At 47.7% G+C, this 19,453-nt stretch carries 22 protein-coding genes and 1 pseudogene; all 23 read left to right on the top strand.

Annotated elements, in window-relative coordinates:
• Positions 1–51: 51 nt before the first annotated feature.
• The 23 genes and pseudogenes from AACU95_RS07535 to AACU95_RS07420 all read left to right on the top strand — a co-directional run bounded on the left by AACU95_RS07535 (position 52) and on the right by AACU95_RS07420 (position 19,452).
• Positions 52–381, top strand: a complete 330-nt coding sequence (locus AACU95_RS07535) for a phage tail assembly protein (RefSeq protein ID WP_060555598.1) — start codon at positions 52–54, stop codon at positions 379–381.
• 161 nt (positions 382–542) lie between these two features.
• Positions 543–3,320 (top strand): phage tail tape measure protein, encoded by a 2,778-nt coding sequence (locus tag AACU95_RS07525; protein WP_060555597.1) that lies wholly within the window; start codon positions 543–545, stop codon positions 3,318–3,320.
• Positions 3,320–4,204, top strand: coding sequence for a phage tail protein (locus AACU95_RS07520; RefSeq protein WP_060555596.1), 885 nt, complete (start codon positions 3,320–3,322; stop codon positions 4,202–4,204). Before AACU95_RS07525 ends, AACU95_RS07520 begins: the two co-directional genes overlap by 1 nt.
• Entirely contained in the window at positions 4,204–4,416 is a 213-nt protein-coding gene (locus tag AACU95_RS07515; protein WP_029550509.1) for a tail protein X, read from the top strand. Before AACU95_RS07520 ends, AACU95_RS07515 begins: the two co-directional genes overlap by 1 nt.
• Complete coding sequence (locus AACU95_RS07510; protein ID WP_060555595.1) at positions 4,404–5,558, top strand: phage late control D family protein; 1,155 nt, start codon at positions 4,404–4,406, stop codon at positions 5,556–5,558. The genes AACU95_RS07515 and AACU95_RS07510 overlap by 13 nt, the downstream gene beginning before the upstream one ends.
• Positions 5,558–6,154 carry a phage baseplate assembly protein V gene (locus AACU95_RS07505; protein WP_060555594.1) on the top strand — a complete coding sequence of 199 codons (597 nt, stop codon included), beginning with the start codon at positions 5,558–5,560 and terminating at the stop codon, positions 6,152–6,154. The genes AACU95_RS07510 and AACU95_RS07505 overlap by 1 nt, the downstream gene beginning before the upstream one ends.
• Before the next feature lie 55 nt (positions 6,155–6,209).
• Positions 6,210–6,557, top strand: coding sequence for a GPW/gp25 family protein (locus AACU95_RS07500; protein WP_121910133.1), 348 nt, complete (start codon positions 6,210–6,212; stop codon positions 6,555–6,557).
• Positions 6,548–7,651, top strand: coding sequence for a baseplate assembly protein (locus AACU95_RS07495; protein WP_060555592.1), 1,104 nt, complete (start codon positions 6,548–6,550; stop codon positions 7,649–7,651). Before AACU95_RS07500 ends, AACU95_RS07495 begins: the two co-directional genes overlap by 10 nt.
• Positions 7,644–8,225 (top strand): phage tail protein I, encoded by a 582-nt coding sequence (locus AACU95_RS07490; protein WP_060555591.1) that lies wholly within the window; start codon positions 7,644–7,646, stop codon positions 8,223–8,225. The genes AACU95_RS07495 and AACU95_RS07490 overlap by 8 nt, the downstream gene beginning before the upstream one ends.
• Positions 8,225–9,070: a phage tail protein gene (locus AACU95_RS07485; RefSeq protein WP_060555590.1), complete on the top strand. Its 846-nt coding sequence runs from the start codon at positions 8,225–8,227 to the stop codon at positions 9,068–9,070. Before AACU95_RS07490 ends, AACU95_RS07485 begins: the two co-directional genes overlap by 1 nt.
• The gene (locus AACU95_RS07480) at positions 9,070–9,690 is read left to right on the top strand and encodes a tail fiber assembly protein (protein WP_060555589.1); all 621 of its coding nucleotides are present in this window, start codon (positions 9,070–9,072) and stop codon (positions 9,688–9,690) included. Before AACU95_RS07485 ends, AACU95_RS07480 begins: the two co-directional genes overlap by 1 nt.
• A 169-nt stretch (positions 9,691–9,859) precedes the next feature.
• Positions 9,860–10,603, top strand: a pseudogene (locus AACU95_RS07475) (terminase small subunit); the annotation flags it as partial.
• A 198-nt stretch (positions 10,604–10,801) separates the two neighbouring features.
• Positions 10,802–12,199, top strand: coding sequence for a phage terminase large subunit (gene terL / locus AACU95_RS07470; RefSeq protein ID WP_161737224.1), 1,398 nt, complete (start codon positions 10,802–10,804; stop codon positions 12,197–12,199).
• 3 nt (positions 12,200–12,202) lie between these two features.
• Positions 12,203–13,705 carry a phage portal protein gene (locus AACU95_RS07465; RefSeq protein WP_161737215.1) on the top strand — a complete coding sequence of 501 codons (1,503 nt, stop codon included), beginning with the start codon at positions 12,203–12,205 and terminating at the stop codon, positions 13,703–13,705.
• Positions 13,706–13,742: 37 nt separating this feature from the next.
• A complete protein-coding gene (locus AACU95_RS07460; protein ID WP_080047948.1) occupies positions 13,743–14,456 on the top strand; it encodes a phage head morphogenesis protein in 714 nt (237 codons plus the stop codon).
• Positions 14,453–15,712, top strand: coding sequence for a DUF2213 domain-containing protein (locus AACU95_RS07455; protein ID WP_080047797.1), 1,260 nt, complete (start codon positions 14,453–14,455; stop codon positions 15,710–15,712). The genes AACU95_RS07460 and AACU95_RS07455 overlap by 4 nt, the downstream gene beginning before the upstream one ends.
• Complete coding sequence (locus AACU95_RS07450; protein ID WP_036908136.1) at positions 15,712–16,209, top strand: structural cement protein Gp24; 498 nt, start codon at positions 15,712–15,714, stop codon at positions 16,207–16,209. The genes AACU95_RS07455 and AACU95_RS07450 overlap by 1 nt, the downstream gene beginning before the upstream one ends.
• The gene (locus AACU95_RS07445) at positions 16,209–17,276 is read left to right on the top strand and encodes a major capsid family protein (protein WP_004250578.1); all 1,068 of its coding nucleotides are present in this window, start codon (positions 16,209–16,211) and stop codon (positions 17,274–17,276) included. Before AACU95_RS07450 ends, AACU95_RS07445 begins: the two co-directional genes overlap by 1 nt.
• 69 nt (positions 17,277–17,345) lie before the next feature.
• Positions 17,346–17,687, top strand: coding sequence for a hypothetical protein (locus AACU95_RS07440; RefSeq protein WP_071425658.1), 342 nt, complete (start codon positions 17,346–17,348; stop codon positions 17,685–17,687).
• Between the two features lie 2 nt (positions 17,688–17,689).
• Positions 17,690–18,121 (top strand): DUF4054 domain-containing protein, encoded by a 432-nt coding sequence (locus AACU95_RS07435; protein WP_004250580.1) that lies wholly within the window; start codon positions 17,690–17,692, stop codon positions 18,119–18,121.
• Positions 18,121–18,579 (top strand): hypothetical protein, encoded by a 459-nt coding sequence (locus tag AACU95_RS07430; protein ID WP_087726614.1) that lies wholly within the window; start codon positions 18,121–18,123, stop codon positions 18,577–18,579. The genes AACU95_RS07435 and AACU95_RS07430 overlap by 1 nt, the downstream gene beginning before the upstream one ends.
• Positions 18,579–18,950 (top strand): phage collar protein, encoded by a 372-nt coding sequence (locus AACU95_RS07425; protein WP_020945484.1) that lies wholly within the window; start codon positions 18,579–18,581, stop codon positions 18,948–18,950. The genes AACU95_RS07430 and AACU95_RS07425 overlap by 1 nt, the downstream gene beginning before the upstream one ends.
• On the top strand, positions 18,937–19,452 hold the full coding sequence (locus tag AACU95_RS07420; protein ID WP_161737214.1) for a phage gateway protein: 516 nt from the start codon (positions 18,937–18,939) through the stop codon (positions 19,450–19,452). Before AACU95_RS07425 ends, AACU95_RS07420 begins: the two co-directional genes overlap by 14 nt.
• The last annotated feature ends 1 nt before the right edge of the window (position 19,453 follow it).

Here is a 19,453-nt window from a genome sequence, read left to right as displayed (position 1 = left end):
GTTGTATTCCCCTGCAGACATACTGCCCTGAAACGACACAGGAGAATGCGTATGTCACAACCACACCATGATGTTTTTATCCCCGTATACCCCTTTATGACCGCAGCCGGTTCCCGTATTGAGCGTATCGAGCTGAAGCGCCTGACAGTCAAAGATCTGAAGCAGGTGCGAAAAACGTATAAAGATCCGGCAGACTGGGATGAGCCGCTGATTGCCCGCAGCACAGGTCTTATTCCGGAAGATCTGGAGAATATGGATTTGGCGGATTATCTGGAATTACAGAAACGATTTCAGCAAATCACTGGGCTGGGCAAAAGCAACACAGACACTGATGCAGGCGCAGGGGCTGCTGGCGAGGTGGTTCCGGTTTCAGCCGGGTGAGATTGATGCGCTGGATACTGACGATCTGGAAATGTGGCTGGCACAGGCAGAAGCACAAATCAAAAGTGAGTACAGCGACAGACACTGATACTTTCAGATGAACCTGACAGTAGCCTCAAAGGGCTGCTGTTTTCTTTTTATTATCCGTAGGGAGCACAATTTTGGCCGGTAATTTTTCTGTGGGTGTTGTCATCGGCGGCATCGTTGGCAGCACGTTCCGTTCCGCGATGAGTGGTACCCGCCGTGCCCTTGACTCCCTGGGGGAGACTTCACGTCGTCTGCAGGAGCGTCAGAACGCCTTAACCCGGGCCACTGAGCGTTACGGTCAGTTAGGTGGTGCCCGGATGCAGCAGCTTAACCGTGAGCTGTTACGGGTAGGCCGCACGATGGAACAGATTGAGCGTCAGCAGCGCCGCCTTTCTGCCGTATCCGCAACCGGCGATGCACTGAAAGCCAACCGTATGGCACTTTATGGTCAGGGCGTTGAAACCTATGCCATGGCTCAAACGCTTTATCATACAATCTTTCCGGCAGTTCAGCAGTCTATGTCTTTTGAAGACAAGATGATTGATATGTCAATCACCGCAAAATATGACACTGATACTCAGAATCATCTCGCCGCACAGATAAAAGGATGGGCATTAAAATACAATCAGAATCAGGATGAGATGCAGGAGGCGGTAGGTTCACTCATCAGTAATAATATCGACAGCCTGTCTGATATCAGATACTACATGCCTGATATTGCCCGTGCGGCAACAGCCACACGCACAGCGGGGGCCGACTGGGCCAAAGTCGCCGCTGTCTGGCAAACGTCCCTGAAAGGAGCGGCAGAAGACTTCGGGGCTGTACAAAATATTATGGCTTATGCCGGTGATCAGGGTTCATTTGAAATCCCTGATCAGGTCAAATGGATGCAGTCTCTTGCCCCTATGATGGAAGGTGTCGCCAGCGGTAAAGATGCCGTGGCTGAAATCGGTGCCAGCCTGCAGATTGCAAAAATCGGGGCAGGTTCAACCGATGAGGCGGCGAATAACTTTAAAAATTTTCTGACCAAAATTTTTGCCCGGGATACCCAAAAGCAATTTACGGATTTGGGGATTGACCTTCAGGCGTCTCTTGAAAGTTACAAATCCGCCGGTATATCCCCCATCGAAGGCATGATGAGTATCATTGAACGATACCTGAATGCCAAAAGTCCCGAGGCACTGGCAGGTTTTAAATCTGCCATGAAAATAGAAAATGATACCGCCAGAGACGAAGCGCTTCAGGCGCTGGCTAAAAATTTCGGTTTGGGGGAGATGTTTGCAGATCAGCAGGTCATGGCATTTATCCGCCCGATGCTGGCGAATATGGATCGATATCGTGAAATACGGGCCGGTGCACTTAAAGCGGCAGATAATGATCTTCTGGGAACAGCTTATGACCGGCGTCTACAATCCCCGCTCGAAGCCACCAAAGCACTGATGATCAATAGTCGTGATCTTGCTATCACACTGGGAGATCAACTTGCACCGTCTTTTGTTTCTCTTGTGCAGGAATTGCTTCCGCTTATACAAAAGACGAAAAACTGGATCACACTTCATCCTGAGCTGGTCAGCGGTGCAATACAGATTGTGGGTGCGCTGCTGGCCTTCAAAGCCTCAACCATTGCCCTGAAACTGGGGCTGAATCTTCTGCTCTCCCCCTTTGTCAGTGTCTGGAAAAATCTCGTTTTACTCCGGGCAAACTGGTTACGTCTGACACAGGCATTCGGTGAAGGCGGAAAATTGCGCTGGCTGGCAACCGGGCTGAGCCGTGTCGGTAAAGGTGCAGCCAGCCTGGGCAAAATACTGGCCGGAGGCTTACTCAAAGGATTAACGCTCGCCGGTAAAGCCATCCTCTGGGTGGGAAAAGCCTTACTGATGAATCCCATCGGTCTGATTATTACCGGTATTGCGGTCGCCGCGTATCTGCTGTACCGCTACTGGGGGCCGGTCTCCGCATTTTTTAAACGCTTATGGGCGCAGGTCACCTCTGCATTCAGTCGTGCATGGCAGAGTATTACTGCCGTCTGGCAGGGCATTTCAGGCTGGTTTTCCGGTCTCTGGACTGAAATTAAGACCGCTTTTGACGGCGGGATTGCCGGTGTCGGCCAGCTGGTTCTCAACTGGTCGCCGCTGGGATTATTTCATAAGGCTTTTGCTGGTGTACTGTCATGGTTTGGTATCGATATGCCAAAAAGTTTTACCGATTTCGGTAAAAACCTGATTACGGGGCTGGTCGACGGGATCAGTAATCAGCTGACCGCCGCAAAAGAAACGATTGTGAATTTCGGCAGTTCTGTCTCTTCCTGGTTTAAAGAAACTCTGGGGATTAATTCGCCCAGCCGGGTCTTTATGGGATTCGGTGATAACATCGTGCAGGGTGCGGCCATCGGTTTGCAACGCACCACACCACTGGCAGCAAAAGCCAGCCAGCAACTGGCAGATCAGATGGTGCCCTCATTACCGGTAATTCGCCCTGATAATCTGATCGGGCAACTGGTTAACGATGTTCGTCAGAAAATTACCGCTGTTAAAAACCGGCTGACCGGCACAGGGGCTTCACTTTTCGCCCGGTTATCTGACACCTTCCCGTCATTTTCCGTAATGCCGTCAGGCATATCGCCTGTCGTTCCTCCGGTCTTACCGGGGTTGCATATTGCAGAGTCAATGTCACCCGCCGCACCGCGTATTCCCTCTGACGAGGTGATGGCTGCGGGGTATGCCGGACAACGTGCCGGTAAGACTGACTCGGCCCCGGCAATTCAGGTCAGTTTTAATCCGCAGTTTTTTCTCAATAACAAAGAAACAACCGTACCTGACACACTGTCCGGTGCGCTGAATATGAGTCTGCATGAACTGGAAAAAATGCTGGCACGTCTGCTGGCTCAGAAACAACGCAGGGAGTACGAATAATGTTTGCGGTACTGGGTAATATTGAATTTGAACTGATCACGTACTGGGACGGCTTCGAAATGACGTCCGGTGTCGATTATGCCGAACATGCCCGTATCGAAGGCAAACCCGGATTACAGTTTATCGGTGACCGACTGGATGAGATCCAAATCGCGCTGGTGTTTCATCAGCATTATTGTGTTCCGGATACCGAACTGACCCGGTTGCGTACGGCAATGAAGGCACATCAGGCGCTGGCGCTGGTTTTCGGCAACGGGGATTACCGGGGCTGGTTTGTCATTACCGATATTACCGCTGTCAGCGAGCAGACCGACAGTACCGGGAATGTGCTGGCCATGAATGCCACCGTGTCGTTGCGTGAGTATACCGGAGACCCGAAAAACCCGCTGAAACCGCCCGCCATACGTACTCAGGTACCCGGTGTCAGCACGCTTTCCGGCGCTGTGCCGAAACCGTCCGGTATCGCAAAGCTTGTCCGTGACGGTGTGAATTATACCCGGCAGGCACAGTCGGTGCTTCAGACAACGGTCAGTGCTGTCCGGATAGCCCAGAAAATGAAGAACAATCCGGCTGTTGCACTGACTCGTGTCCCGGGGCTGATGAGTCATCTGGGGAATATGTCTAACGCACTGGGAAACAGTGTACCGGCTTTCCGTTCACTTTCAGCGGTCATGCCTGATGCTGCCACGCTGGCCCGGGCAGGCAGTGAGGCGGTGTCGTATGTGCAGCAGGCCCGGTCGTCACTGAACAGCACAAACAGTAAAAATATTGCCGCAGTACTGGACGGGGTTTCCGGTCAGCTGGGGTCAGCGACGACGGTACTGACCCGGATATCCCCGGCATTAAGCAAAATGGCTGCCGGAATTACGGTAAGGAGCGTGTGATGTTTATTGAACATATCACCCGTCACGGGGAACGCTGGGATACACTTGCCCAGCAATATTATGGTGACCCGCTGGGCTACCCCCGGATTATTGCGGCGAATCCACACATTGCCATCACGCCGGTGTTGCCTTCCGGACTGGTGCTGCTCATCCCTGTCATCGATGCCGGAGAGGCAGGTACTGAGGAGGATATCGCACCATGGCTGAGATAAACACCCTGCCGGTAAATACCGGCGTCACGGATGTCCTGAGTCCGGTATTTACGCTGTGGTATCTTCAGAAAAATATCACCACCGATATTGCACCGTATGTCACACGCGTCACTTACACCGATAACATCAAAAGTGAATCGGACACCATTGAAGTGGAGTTGGAGGATTCGGACGGTCGCTGGCTGGATAAATGGTATCCGGGAAAAGGTGACACGCTCACGCTGAAAATGGGCTATAAAGGCGAAACATTGCTGTCCTGCGGCACATTCTCCATTGATGAAATCGAGGTCAGTGCCCCCCCTTCGGTTGTGTCCGTCAGAGGTGTGGCTGCCTCGGTGAATCAGGCGCTGCGGACAAAATCCAGCCGGGGTTTTGAAAACACCACACTGGCCGCCATTGCCGGACGCATTGCCAAAAAACATCAGCTGAAACTGGTCGGCACCATTGAGCCTGTCAAAATTGATCGGATTACACAGTATGCGGAAACGGATGTGGGATTTTTGCGCCGCCTGGCCGGTGAATATGGTTATGCCGTGAAAATTGTCAGTGACCGGCTGATTTTTTCTCACCTGACCTCTCTGCGCAGTCAGGAGCCGGTCAGACAACTGACACCGCAGGATATCGCCCGTTTTTCCCTGCGTGATACCATCAACCGGATTTACCAGTCTGCAAAAGTCAAACACCAGAACAGTAAAGAGAAAAAATTAATTGTCTATGAGGCTGACGGAGGAACCCGTGAGAGTGATAAACAACTCAGCGGGGGAAAAACCGTCAGCGCAGACACACTGAAGGTCAACAGTCGCGCCGGTGACCCGGAAAGTGCTCGGATAAAGGCAGATTCGGCACTGGCAAAAAATAACGAATATCAGCAGAACGGCTCACTGACTCTCGCAGGGACGCCGCAATTGACCGCCGGTAATAAAATTGAATTATCCGGTTTCGGGCAGTTATCCGGGGACTGGCTGATAACATCAGCCCGGCATATGTTTGAGCGGAGCAGCGGCTATACCACTGAACTGGAAGTGGCCAGAGGCCCGGTAACCCGAACCCGCCGCCAACGGGGAAAACCGGCAAAAACACAGACGCTGACGGTGTATAAAGCGGATGGCACCACCTCAACGGTGATAAAGGAGAAAAAATAATGGCCACTGTAACCCGTCAGGTCGGTACTGTCAGTGCCGTGGATGCCGATAAGGTTCAGGCCCGTGTTCGTCTGCCGGAATGCGATAATCTGCGCACACACTGGCTGAATGTGCTGCAGCGCAATACCCAGAATAACAAGGATTACTGGTTGCCTGATATCGGTGAGCAGGTGGAGGTGCTGCTGGATGCAAATGGTGAGGACGGTGTTATCCTGGGGGCCGTTTACTCCAGTGTGGATAAACCGCCATTCAGTGACAAAAATGTCCGGGGCACCGTGTATGCTGATGGGGCTGAATTCAGCTACAACAGGGACACACACACGCTGACTATCCGGGGCGGTATTGAGCATATCCGAATTGAATGTCAGGCGGATGTCACCGTCAAAACCCCGAAAGTCACCATCAATGCACCGGAAACCGAAATCACCGGCAATCTTCTGGTCGGCGGTAAACTCACTTATGAGGGGGGCATGGCAGGCTCCGGCGGAAATGGTGCTGCTGCCAGTATTCAGGGGAATGTGGAAGTTAACGGTAATGTCCACTCAACCGGCAGCATGTTATCGGATGGCCCTAACTCGAATCATCATGGCCACTGAGTCTTTTTAAACCCCTTTAATATCCCTCCCGCATGTCCGGGGTAATACTGCCCCCATGAAAACAACCCCTGTATTCTGGCAACCGGCTCTGCAGGCTCCCGGCGAAATCGTCCGGGGGCCGGAGGATATCCGGCAGTCCATTCAGATTATCCTGCGAACGCCCCGGGGCAGTGACCCGCACCGCTCTGAGTTCGGTACGGATCTGCACCGGTATATCGACTGGCCGGTTGACCGGGCCATTCCCCATGTGGTGCGTGAGTCTGTTGATGCCATCCGTCGCTGGGAGCCACGCTGTCAGCTTGTGTCAGTGAAACCCCTCATTGACGGTGAGCATCTTACACTTTGTGTGAGCTGGAAAGGGAATGACGGGGAAACTCAAATGCAGGAGTTGCTATGGCGTTAACAGAACCTGATTTTATTGAACGTGATGCCGATAAAATTACGGCTGAAATGATTGCACAGTATGAGCGTGATACCGGAAAAACCTTATATCCGGCTCAGGCAGAACGCCTGCTGATTAATTTGTGGGCTTACCGAGAGATGCTGATCCGTGTTGCGATTCAGGAGGCGGCCAAACAAAATCTGGTGGCCTTTGCCCGGGAGCCGATGATTGATTTTCTGGGCGAACTGGTGGGGGTTTACCGCCTCGCGCCACAACCGGCTTCGACTCTGCTTCAGTTTTCCGTGGATACAGCACTGACCAGGGATGTCCTGATACCCGCAGGCACCCGCGTCAGTGCGTCAGACAGCATAATTTTTGCAACGGATACCGATGTGGTGCTGAAGGCCGGATTACTGTTGGTTAACACCCGGGCCACCTGTACTGAGCCGGGAATAAACGGAAATAACTGGCAACCGGCACAAATCAGCCAGTTACTGGATGATATCGGGGATATCGATTTACAGGTGACGAACCTGACGGCCAGTTCCGGCGGTTCAGAGCAGGAAGATAACGACAGGCTCCGTGAGCGTATCAAGCTGGCACCGGAATCGTTCACTAATGCCGGAAGCAAAATGGCTTACCGTTTCCATGCCATGCAGGCGCATCCCAATGTGGTGGATGTCGCTGTGCTTTCACCGTTTCCCGGTACGGTGGAATTATATCCGTTGCTCAGTACCGGTCTGCCGGATGACAGTATTCTGACGCTGGTCGAGAGTTTTTGTTCAGATGAAAAAATCAGGCCGCTGACCGATACGGTACAGGCGAAACCACCCGTACTGGTGGATTATGACATTGTGGCCAATATCACTGTCTATCGTGATCAGGATGCCGCCTCGGTAAAAGTGCATGCAAACAAGGCTATTCAGAACTGGGTGGCTGCCCGCAGGGCAGTTCTGGGGCGCGATATTGTCCCGAGTCAGATTATCAGTGAGCTGTCTGTTGCCGGTGTTTATCAGGTTGAACTGATAAGCCCGGCGTTGCTGGTCGTTGCTGAAAATGAATGGGCTAACTGTACCGGTATCACCCTCAATATGACCGGAGTGGCTGATGACTGATCCCCTTCAGCTTCCGCCGCCGCTGGAAGGCGATATCCGGTTCCGGTCACTGGGCAGGCTGGCAGAACGTCTGAATCGTATCGACCTGAGTACCCTGATGATCTGTCTCACCGATATCGTCGACAGTTCCGCGCTGCCATGGCTGGGTGAGCAGTTTTCACTGTTCGGCGATGGCTGGGAGCTGGCTGAGTCCGACGACGTCCGCCGCACACTCATCAAGTCAGCCATTGAATTACACCGTTATAAAGGTACGCCATGGTCAATCCGGGAAGTCATCCGGCGTTTTGGCTTTGGTGAGGTGGAGTTAATCGAAGGACTGGGTGGATTACAGTATGACGGTCAGGGAACGTTTAACGGCCATTACCTTTACGGGGACAAGCGTGCCTGGGCGGTTTACCGGGTGATACTGCAGCGGCCCATCACCAATGATCAGGCAAGACTGTTACGCCGCGTACTGTCCTTTTTTGCCCCGGCCCGCTGTCACCTTATCAGCCTAGATTATCAGGCTGTTCCTGTCCGGTATAACGCAGAGGCGCATTTTGACGGTAATTATAACTACGGGAGTCATCAGTAATGGCAACACTTAACGAATCCGCTGTCTGGGAAGACGGTATTTATCAGCTTGAAGTCTCAGACCCGGTATTAGGTGGGCCGGGAGGTATCGCCAACCGGCAGGCAGAACAACTGGCCAACCGGACGAATTATTTAAAAAAACAGGCTGAAGGTCAGAAAAATGAGCTGTCAGAGCATCTCAAAGCGGCTAATCCGCATACACAGTATGCCCGGAAAGGAGAGTCATATACTAAAGAAGAGTCTGACGGTAAATTCCCGGATAAAAACAGTGTCGCTTACCTGACACATGTGAGGCATCAGGATTTTCAGGGAAGTATCGGCGTTAAAACACTGCTTTCTGTTCGTGGTGCCGATAATGAGGCAGGGCTGACACTCAAACCCGGCATAGACAAATCCCTAGCATTAAAACATAACAATAAATGGAACTATTACAGCTTTCCGGACAAGTCGGGCACCGTTGTGTTAGCCTCAGATGCTGAGTGTGTTGATAATTATCCTGTCGGCTCACCTATACCCTGGCCATCACCTACAGCACCTTCTGGTTATCTAATTTGTCAAGGGCAAACCTTTAATAAGGCAACATACCCAAAACTTGCCGTTGCGTATCCTTTAGGAAAATTACCCGATTTACGCGGTGAATTTATTCGTGGCTGGGATAATGGTCGTGGTGTGGATACAGGCAGACGTATTCTCAGTCAGCAATTCGGTAATACCCCTATAGTAAATTATGAATATCCGGTAGGCAGTGGTTTTTCGGTAACGATTAGCACTGCAAGTAATGATGAAGGTGCTAATGAAACGCGTCCGCGAAATATCGCTTTTTTATATATCGTGAGGGCTAAATAATGCAAAAATATAACGTCAATATCCAAAAAGGAAAAATTGGTGATAACGGTCTGGCCAGCGTGACAGGATGGGTTAAGTGTTATCTTGCTAATCCTGTAACACGCGAATACATGGGATCAACTATGGAATATGTCATGTTTGATGTTTCATTATCTGCGGGTGCTTATTTAGATGAGCCACCATTACCCGAAAAAGAAAATCAAGCCGTTAGGCGTAGAGAAGATGGCAGTGCGTGGGAAATTGTTGACGATTACCGAGATTTAACCGCCTACAATACGCAAACAAAGCAACCTATCATCATTGATTTTATGGGGGCATTGCCTGAATCTCTCACATTGTTAAAACCGAATAGTGAGTTTGATAAATGGGATGGTAAGAAATGGATTGTTGACACAGAAGCCCAAAAAGCGGCACTCATTACACAGATTGAGCAGGAGAAGTCACGACGCTTAGATGAAGCAGGTAATACAATCGCGTATTTGCAAGAAGCTGTTGATGTTGATCTAGCCACAGAAGAAGAGGTTGTCGCACTGCAAAAATGGAAAAAATACCGAGTTCTGTTAAATCGTGTTGATGCTTCCAGCACTACTGATATCGAATGGCCTCAAAAGCCAGAATAACCCATTTCAGACTCTGGCTATGCAGAAGAGGTATTTTTGATATTGATACTTTCTGATAGACCGTTTAAGAAAGAATTGATATATGAAATTGTAATTCTTTTGCAAATATTGGAACGCCGCAACGGTATCATTTATCTCACGGATATGGGGTGATTTATCGCGCGGCGCATCATTTAGTCTGCGCAATTACGGGCTTACTGAGTTACAGGCTAAATTCGTTAATGAATACCTTATTGACCTAAATAGGACTGCTGCATATAAGCGTGCTGGTGGTAAATGTGAAGGAAATACGGCATACGCAAGCGCAAGTCGGATGTATAGAAATGTTAAGGTTAATCGGGCAATCACCGACGCATTAGCAGAACGGGAACGCAGAACAGAGATAACCCAAGATGCCGTATTAAAAATATGGTGGGATATTGCAACTGCAGACGTTAACGAGCTGACCGAATACCGTCGATTATGTTGTCGTCATTGTTGGGGCTTTGGTTTCAATTACCAATGGCGTGATTCAATAGAGTTTGAAGACGCTATTAAGAAAGCGCTTACAGCCAATAAACCGCCTCCACAAGATGTGGGTGGCTACGGTTACGATGAAACATTAGATCCAAATCCTGATTGCCCTCGTTGTAATGGTGCTGGTATTGGGCGTGCGTACTTTCATGATACGCGTGATTTAACAGGGCCAGCTCGTCGAGTATTTGCTGGCGTGAAAGAAGGGAAGTTTGGTGTTGAGGTTATTACCCGTAATCAAGATGAAGCGCTTAAGATGGTTGCACAGCATTTAGGTATGCTGAAGAACAAGACGGAATTAACGGGTGTCGATGGTGGTCCTATTCAAACAACAGGAATAGATTTAAGTCACTTAAGCTTCGAGCAACTTCTTCAATTGAGAAAAAAGGGTGAAAAGTAGTTCTATTTAACATAATGGTTCTAATGCGCCCCTTCACTTTTAAACTCAACTAAAAACACAACCAAAACCGCTAAAAGTAACAATCTTCTTTCTGTTTTAATGCCGTTTTATTGTTAATCAATTGTTATCAAAAACATGAAAATCATTTCGTGCCAATTACGGCATGAAAGGGTTATTTTTGTCACTTTAGGTATCTCTATGGATGTCAATTTCGACTTGTTTGATGAAGAAGTCAGGAGAGAGATAGCTAGACGTAGTTTGCACGAATTTATTCAGTATATAAACCCTGAATACATTACAAGCCATTTTTCTCAAACGGTATGTGATGCGCTCGACCAGTTCTTGATTGATATGATGGCAGGTAAGCGCCCTAAATTAATATTAGGGGCACCGCCACAACACGGTAAGTCTGATATTGTTTCTCGTTATCTTCCCGCTTATTTCTTTGGAAAATACCCTAACATGCGTGTGGGTGCGCTGTCTTATTCCTCAGATTTAGCCGGTGATATGAATACCGATGTTCAGCGCATTATGATGTCCGATGAATATCGCGTGCTATTTCCTAAAAGTTGGTTAGGCAATAGGCCTGAAAACGGCATTGCAGTTAAACGTAATTCTGACGAGTTCGGTATCGCCAACTACAAAGGAAGCTATGTGTGTGCGGGGGTAGGTGGCCCATTAACGGGTAAGAAAGTTGACCTCGGCATTATTGATGACCCGATAAAGAACTCGAAAGAGGCACTTAGCCCAACTGTTAAAAAATCAATTTGGAACTGGTACGTTTCGACCTTTAAGACCCGTTTATCAAAAAATAGCGGTGAAATTATCATGGCCACTCGATGGGCAACTGATGATTTGTCTGGTCAATTAAAAGAAAAAGCGCCTGAAACCAAGGTGCTTGCATTCCCTGCCATTAATGAGAAAGGAGAAGCGTTGGTACCAGAGTTACACCCAATCGACAAACTCCTTGAGACAAAAGCAATCCTCGGTGATTACTTTTGGTCTGCAATGTACCAACAATCACCTAAGCCGGGTGATGGTCAAATCTTCCACGAAGAATTTGCTCAGTACTATCTACCGAAAGACCTACCTGAAAAATTCGATAAGGTTATCCATAGTTGGGATATGACCTTTAAAGACAGTGACGGTACTGACTATGTGGTGGGGCAGGTATGGGGCAAGAAAGACGCAAACGCTTATCTACTGTATCAAATTAGAAAACGCATGAGCTTTACTGAAACCTTAAAATCGGTGAAATGGTTAGCTGAAAAATTCCCTGAAGGACGACGTAAGCTGGTGGAAGACAAAGCCAATGGCCCTGCTGTAATCGACTCTCTCAAATCAACCGTATCAGGGTTAATTCCCGTCGAGCCAGATGGTAGCAAGGTTGCTCGTGCTCATGCGTGTACTGCTGAGTGGGAAGCTAGAAATGTGTGGCTACCTCACAAAGATATTGCGCCGTGGATTGTCGAAACCGTAGAGGAAATTACTACATTCCCGTTTGCTGGCCATGACGACACAGTGGATGCCATGACGCAAGCATTACGCGATTTATATCAGAAGAAAAAAGGCAGTTTCTTCACAACTAGGAGATGATCTATGTGGTGGCCGTTTAAGAGGCGAAAAACAGAACCACTCGCACCGGTTAAACGGTCAGCATTTACAACTGACTTATATCCTGCACTGGCGCGAGAACAGGGCTTTGATGGGATTAATTTACCCCAACCCACAATTGCAGGTGTTGCGATGGATAGCATTGATAGCTACGTGCCCTCATTTAAAGGTGAACAAGTTTACGGTGTGCCAGAGTCACAGGCCTCATGGTATGCCTCACAAATGTTTATCGGCAACAATATGTGTGCGGTTATCGCTAAACATTGGCTGGTGGATAAAGCCTGCAATATGCCTGCGCGTGATGCGATACGTCAGGGTTACGATATTGATTGTGATAACGACGATGATCGCGCTATCAGTAAAAAGCTCCGTAAACGTGATAAAAAATACCGTATTACACACCAACTGAAAGAGCTGGTTCATTTTGGGAGAGTATACGGCGGTCGCTTAGCATTATTCGTTGTGGAGACATCAAACCCGAAAGAGTGGTACGAAAACCCGTTTAATATCGATGGTGTGACTAAAGGGATGTATAAAGGTATTAAACAGATTGATCCACAATGGGTAACGGCCGATTTAACGGATTCCAATGTTCAAGATCCTGCTAGCATGGATTTCTACGAGCCAACCTATTATGTGATTGGTGGGCGTAAGTATCACAAGTCTCACTTTATTAAGTTTGTACCGTTTCCTGTGCCGAATGTCTTGAAGCCAATGTACAACTACTTTGGTGTTTCTGTTCCTGAGCGCATTTATGAGCGTGTCTACGCTTCAGAACGTACCGCCAATGAAGCGCCACAATTGGCAATGACTAAGCGTTTACTCACGATGGGGATCGCAGACCTTGAGTCGGCAGATAAGAGCATTATCAATGAAAACATGCTCTATTTTATGGAGATGCGCGATAACTACGGTGTGCAAATGACGGGCAGTGGTGACACTGTTCAACAGTTCGACACCTCATTAGCGGATTTAGACGCCACGATTATGACGCAATATCAGCTTGTGGCATCGGCGTCCAATGTACCGGCAACAAAGTTATTAGGTACTACACCGAAAGGCTTTAACTCAACAGGGGAATACGAAGAGGCTAATTACCGCGAAGAGCTTGAAAGTATCCAATCAAACGACCTTGAAGATCTATTACAGCGTCATTACGACATGTTAATGCGTAGCGATGGTTTACCTGTGACAGAAATCTCTATCACATGGGCGCCACTTGATAGCCCGACGGCTGTTGAGAGTGCGGATATTGAACTGAAAGAAGCGCAGACCGATGTGGCACTGGCTTCGACGGGTGCGATAGATGGGTTAGATATCCGTAAAAAACTGGCCAGCAATAAAGAGTCCAGCTATTACGGCATTGAAGTGAACGAGGCAGATTATGTCGAGGCGAATACGAGTACGAACGAAGCGAGCACAATGGGCAATTTCGCGTCAAGCGGTCATGAAGGGGAAACCTCTGCAGTATTCAGTCGCCCCAGCTAGTCGTTATCAAGGTGACATGTCACGACTCATTAATGCAATGATTAAAGACTATGAAAAAGTGTTTAGTGAATTAAATGACGGCTTTGACGGTTTTACGATGGATGCCAGCTTTGCCAGTCAAACACGCATCTGGCTTAATCGGCTAAAACGCAAATGGGATAAGATTTTTAAACAAAAATCCACAGAGATTGCGGATAAATTTGTTTCCCAAGTCGATATAGGCGCAAAGCGTAATTTAGATGATTCTCTCAAACAGTTGTCAGGGGGGATCACCATCAAAACCCCAGCCATGCCCGAAGCCCTGAAAGATAAAATTATTGCCTCTACAGCTGAAAACGTATCGTTAATTAAATCTATTCCACTGCAATTTCATCAACGTATTGAAAGTGTTGCATTACGTTCTATTAGCCAAGGTGGAGAGGGCGCAAAGACGCTATTAGAGGAAATTAGGCATACAGGCAGTGTGACTGAAAAAAGGGCGAATTTTATCGCTGTTGATCAAACACGAAAAATCACGACTGCAGTGAATTATGAGCGTATGAAATCTGCCGGTATTCGTAAGGCAGTTTGGCATCACTCGGCTGGTAGTGCCGAACCGCGTGAATTACATCTGCGTCTGGATGGTGAAGTGTTTGATTTAGATAACCCACCTGTGATTGATGAACGGACAGGTGAGCGTGGCTTGCCCGGACAATTACCAAACTGTAAGTGCTTCTGGACACCCGTAATAGATTTCGGTGAGGAGACATGACCAAACGACAATATGATTTAAACGGCTGGCTGGAAGTGAAAGATAACCCCATCTCTAAAGTTGGGGTTTTTGATTATTTAGGGTTTGAAATTGGCGCACCGATACCCGAAAAAATTTACAAGGTGTATCGCCCACAAGAAGAACTGGCCAGCACAGAGACAATTAATTCTTTCAAATTAATGCCCTTTGTTGATGAGCATGAAATGTTAGGGAAAGACGGTACACCCGCGGAGACAAAGGGGATACAAGGGGTCATCGGGGAGCGAGTCTATTTTGAATACCCCTATCTCAGAGGCAATATCAAAATCCTGTCTAATTCAGCGCTTAACCAAATTGAAGGAGGAAAAATTGAATTATCTCCAGGTTATCGCTGTATTTACGATTTCACACCAGGCGAATTTAACGGTGAACGTTATGACGCCATACAACGGCATATTAGAGCCAACCATCTTGCGTTAGTCGATGAAGGGCGCACTGGCGCTGATGTTGCTGTGCAAGACCATTCCGTTATTACCATAGACACAAAGGAACTTATTCGCATGAACGAAGAAGAAAACAAAGAGAAGCAAACCACTGATGAGGGTGCATTTACGCCCGAGCAATTGGAAGCGTTAAAAGCCATTATCAAGGAAGTCATCACCAGCACTCAACCTGCAACAGATAATGATCCAGAAGAAGAGAAAAAACCTTCAACTGATTCTGATCCTGACGAAGAGCAGAAAGCAGAAGAAGCAGTGGAAAAAGCCGAAATTGCCACAGAAGAGGCTGAATCTGGCGAACCTGAAGCAGTCGAGAAAGCCGAAGTCGCCATTGAAGAAGCTGTCGAAGCGATTGAAGAAGCCAAAGAGCATCTTGACCAAGCCACTACCGATGGACTTCATCGTCGTTTAAAACGCCTAAATCGTAGCATGACCGCCATGGACGAAATGGCATCGCTAAAACGTAAAATTAAGCGATTAGAAAAAGCCAAACCCGCAATGGATACGGGGGAGTTACTCAAACAAATCGGTGCGCGTGATTCGTTAGCGCATAAATTAACGCCATTTATTGGTGTGTTTGACCACTCAGCCATGACTCAACAACAAGTTGCCGAGTACGGTGTTGAAAAACTGGGTATTCAATGCAGTAAAGGTACAGAAGCCATTGCTCTTGATGCTTGGATGCAAGGGCGTGTGCCTGATTCTCAAAAGACCAGCTCAACAATGGACTCTGCAGTGAGCAATAAATCAATTATGGATAAATGGGGAGCTAAATAATGGCAATTCCTAAATCAGTAGCAAACGGCTTAATTTCTGGTGTTGTCGGTGAAATTAGTCATGCAGGCCCTATTCGCGCTGTTTCCGCCATTCTCAGTTCAGCAGATGAAAAGCTGAATATTTTCGGTCGCGCCTATACCTACAAAGATGATTCAGTGGAATCCGTTCAAGTGGGCGGTAAAGGGGCATTTGCGGGGATCATGATTAACCCTAAAGCCTATCGTATCGAAGAAGAATTCGCTCGTAATGGTACGCAGGGCGAATTCCTGACAATGGGGGAGGTTTTCGTTGAACTAAAAGAAGTGGCAGGAAAAATCAACGCACCGGTTGTTTTTGATGAAGCAGACGGCTCGCTATCTTCGAAAGCCACCATTAGTGCCGGTGATCGTGTCATTGGTTTTATCAGCCGACACCTTGAGTCAACAGAAAGTGCTCACTTGGGCATTATTCGTTTAACAGAAATCCCATATCCAGCATCTCCAAAGGAAGGTGAATAATGCCAGTCAGTAAAATTAAGTTTCACATGTCTGGTCGTGATGTCAAAAAACATGGCCAACTAAATATTAACCCTGATCAGAAATGGACATACGGGGAATTAGCGCAAATCGGCTTTGGTGGTTTTTCTGCGATGGACTCCGCGATCAGTGGTGGTGCAATGCAGGGGGGCTTAATTCAACGCGAAATGTTGCAACACGTTTTACCGGGTGTCATTCGTACTGCTACGCGCGTGCGTGTGTTAGATGAAATCACAGGTATTGTTAATGCGGGCGAATGGCATGATGAAGAGATCATTCTGAATGTGGCGACACCAACCGGTAAAGCCGAGCTTTATGGTGATCATACTAATGTGCCATTAGCGTCTTATGCGCAAGACCAAGAGCGCCGTGGTCTTGTTCGTTTCGAATTAGGTTTCCAAGTGGGGAAATTAGAAGAAGCGCGCCAATCGTCTGCAGGCTTTGTTGCTATGGAAGAAAAGCGCAATTCAGTGACTGAATCATTAGAGCAAGGGCGTGAGCGAGTGGGTTACTACGGGTTTAATAGCCCTGAAACACGCGTCTTTGGTTTGATGAATGAGCCTAACTTACCCGCCTATGAAACCGCAAAAGGCAAATGGAAAGGGGGAACCTTTGCGGATATTACTGCTGATATTACCGATATGTTCTCGCGCATTGAAACGAGTTCTGGCGGTATTATCAAAGATGATACGCCAATCACCTTAACATTACCGTTGGGCTTTCGTTCTGCTCTGAATGTGGCTAATCCTGTCGCACGCGGTGAAACAGTCAAACAATGGATAAATGAAAACTATCCAAATATGCGTCTGGTTTTCTCTCCTGAATTTGTCGGCGCAAATGGTGGGGCTGATGTGGCCTATATGTTCGCAGATAGTATTGATGATGGTTCAACGGCAACCAGTGCGGTGATCTTGCAAGTTGTGCCTGTGAAATACCAGTTATTAGGTTCACTCAACCAAATTAAAGGGTATATGGAAGATGCAACCAATGCGACTGCAGGTGTATTTGTGACCCGTCCGTGGGCGGTGACACGCTTAACCGGCATTTAATCTTACCACTTCTCTTTTTGCGCCCTCATTTGAGGGCTTTTTTATATCTAAACAACAGGAGAGCACTCCATGCCTCTTTACGCATATTGTACCTTATCAAATGACCAGAACTATACCGTGAAAGACGGGAAAGTGTTTATTGCCGGTCAAGCGAACGTGATGACCAAACACATGTACACACCACGTGGTCGTGTGACGGAAATTTCTGACGAGCAATACAAACAGCTCAAAGAAAATCACGTTTTCAATCTTCATTGTGACAATGGGTATATTACCGTTGAAGAACGCAAAGAAGATCCCGAAAAAGTTGCTACCAATATGGAAGCGAGCGACCAATCAGCTCCTGACACACCAGAATCGTTAGAAGCTGAAAAGTTAGACATTCCTAAAACCAACAAAAAAGGTAAGTGATCATGGAGACGAGCACATTTCCTTTAACGTCATTCCGTGTGCTCTATCCGCAGTTTAACGGTGTGGGTGATGATGAAATAGATATCATTGCTCAATCTGCGTTGAACTATTTCTCTGCCTGTAAGGGTGTTTGCACTAACGAGCTGTGGATGCTCGTTGTTGCACACATGCTAACACTTAGAAAAATGATTGCTGATGATGAGTCGCCTACCGGTGTGGTGACGAGTGTGACTATCGATAAAGTGAGCGTGTCATTTACGGCACCGCCTGCCGGTTCGGATTGGTCGCACTGGTTTAAAATGACCACCTTTGGCCAGCAGTTTCTTGCACTGATCAAACGTTGTAGCGTCCCTCAATATTTGGGTGGTGGTGGCGAACGTTCAGCATTTCGTGGTGTAGGTGGGCGATTTACGCGAGGAGGGCGATTACGTTAATGACTAAATTAGCGCAATTAAAAGCGGTTTACGATGAATTGGCTAAAAAGCGATTAAGTGTTGGTTTTTTTGAACACGCAAAATATCCCGATGGAACACCTATTGCTTATGTTGCAGCTATTCAAGAGTTGGGCTATCCGGCTGGTGGCATTCCTCCTCGCCCATTTTTACGTCCGACCATGAATGACAAAAAGCAGGATTATAGTCAGTTAATTTTTCGTGCTGTGAAAGCCTCTATTAAGGGGAACATCACGCTGGATAATGGGCTGACACAAATTGGTGCGACGGTAGCGGGAGATGTGAAATTGGCAATTAAAGCAGTCACCACCCCAGCGCTGGAAGAGTCAACGGTCAAAGCAAGAGCACGTCGCCATAGCAAAGGTAAAGCCACGGATAAGCCGTTAGTTGATACCGGCCAAATGCTTCAAGCCGTGTCATTTGTCGTGGAGGATAAATAATGTTTGGTAACTTAAATCGTATTGCTTCACGTTATATTCCCCAGCAAAAGGTGCTCTGGTTTCGATTTAAAGAACGGGCACCCGATGAACGAGGGAATGACCAAAATTATTATTATGATCCGATAGAAGTTCGTGGCAGTTGGCAAGCGGTCGATACCCAAGATGTTCAATCCATGGGATTAGATACGAGCCAAGTGTACCGACGCTTATATACCTCTCATGATATTAAAGCGGTGCAACGAGGAACATCTCCTGATTTCCTTGTATTCAATGGTCGAAAATATGATGTGGTGGGTGATGCAGACTGGTACGAACAAGACGGTTGGAAATCGGTGATCTGTATCGAGGCGGGTACTTATGACGGATTATGAAGTTGATGTCGCCATTCGAAAACAGCTCTTGTTGCAGTTAAAAGTGGTCGGTATTGATATCTCCGTTAAAGCTGGTTTTCAATCTACTAAGCAAGGCCGTGAAGATAATATGGTGATGTTCTTTCCCATTAATGAAAACGGCTACGGCTGGCAAGGGCGTAAATATAACGTTCAAGGCAATAAAGCCAATCACCAAGAAAACCAGTTATCCGAAAAAACGTACCAAGTTCAGGCTTTCGTTACCCAGTTGGGCCATTATTCAGCGAGTGATATTACCGCTATTGTCAGAATGATCGCCAATTCATTGCCCTTTGTTGAAGCTCTCCGCAAACAAGGCATTGGCGTTCAGCGGGCAAGCGGTATTCGAACACCTTATTTTCTGAATGACCAGGGCAACTACGAACAAAACCCCTCATTTGATTTCAATGTGACATTTAATCGCATACTTCATCCTGATACAGACGCCGTGAGTGCGTTGTATCCTGATATTTATCGTATTTAAG

Source organism: Proteus sp. G4415, assembly GCF_963896075.1.
Classification (GTDB): Bacteria; Pseudomonadota; Gammaproteobacteria; order Enterobacterales; family Enterobacteriaceae; genus Proteus; species Proteus mirabilis.
This window is presented reverse-complemented; position numbering and strand designations above follow the sequence as displayed.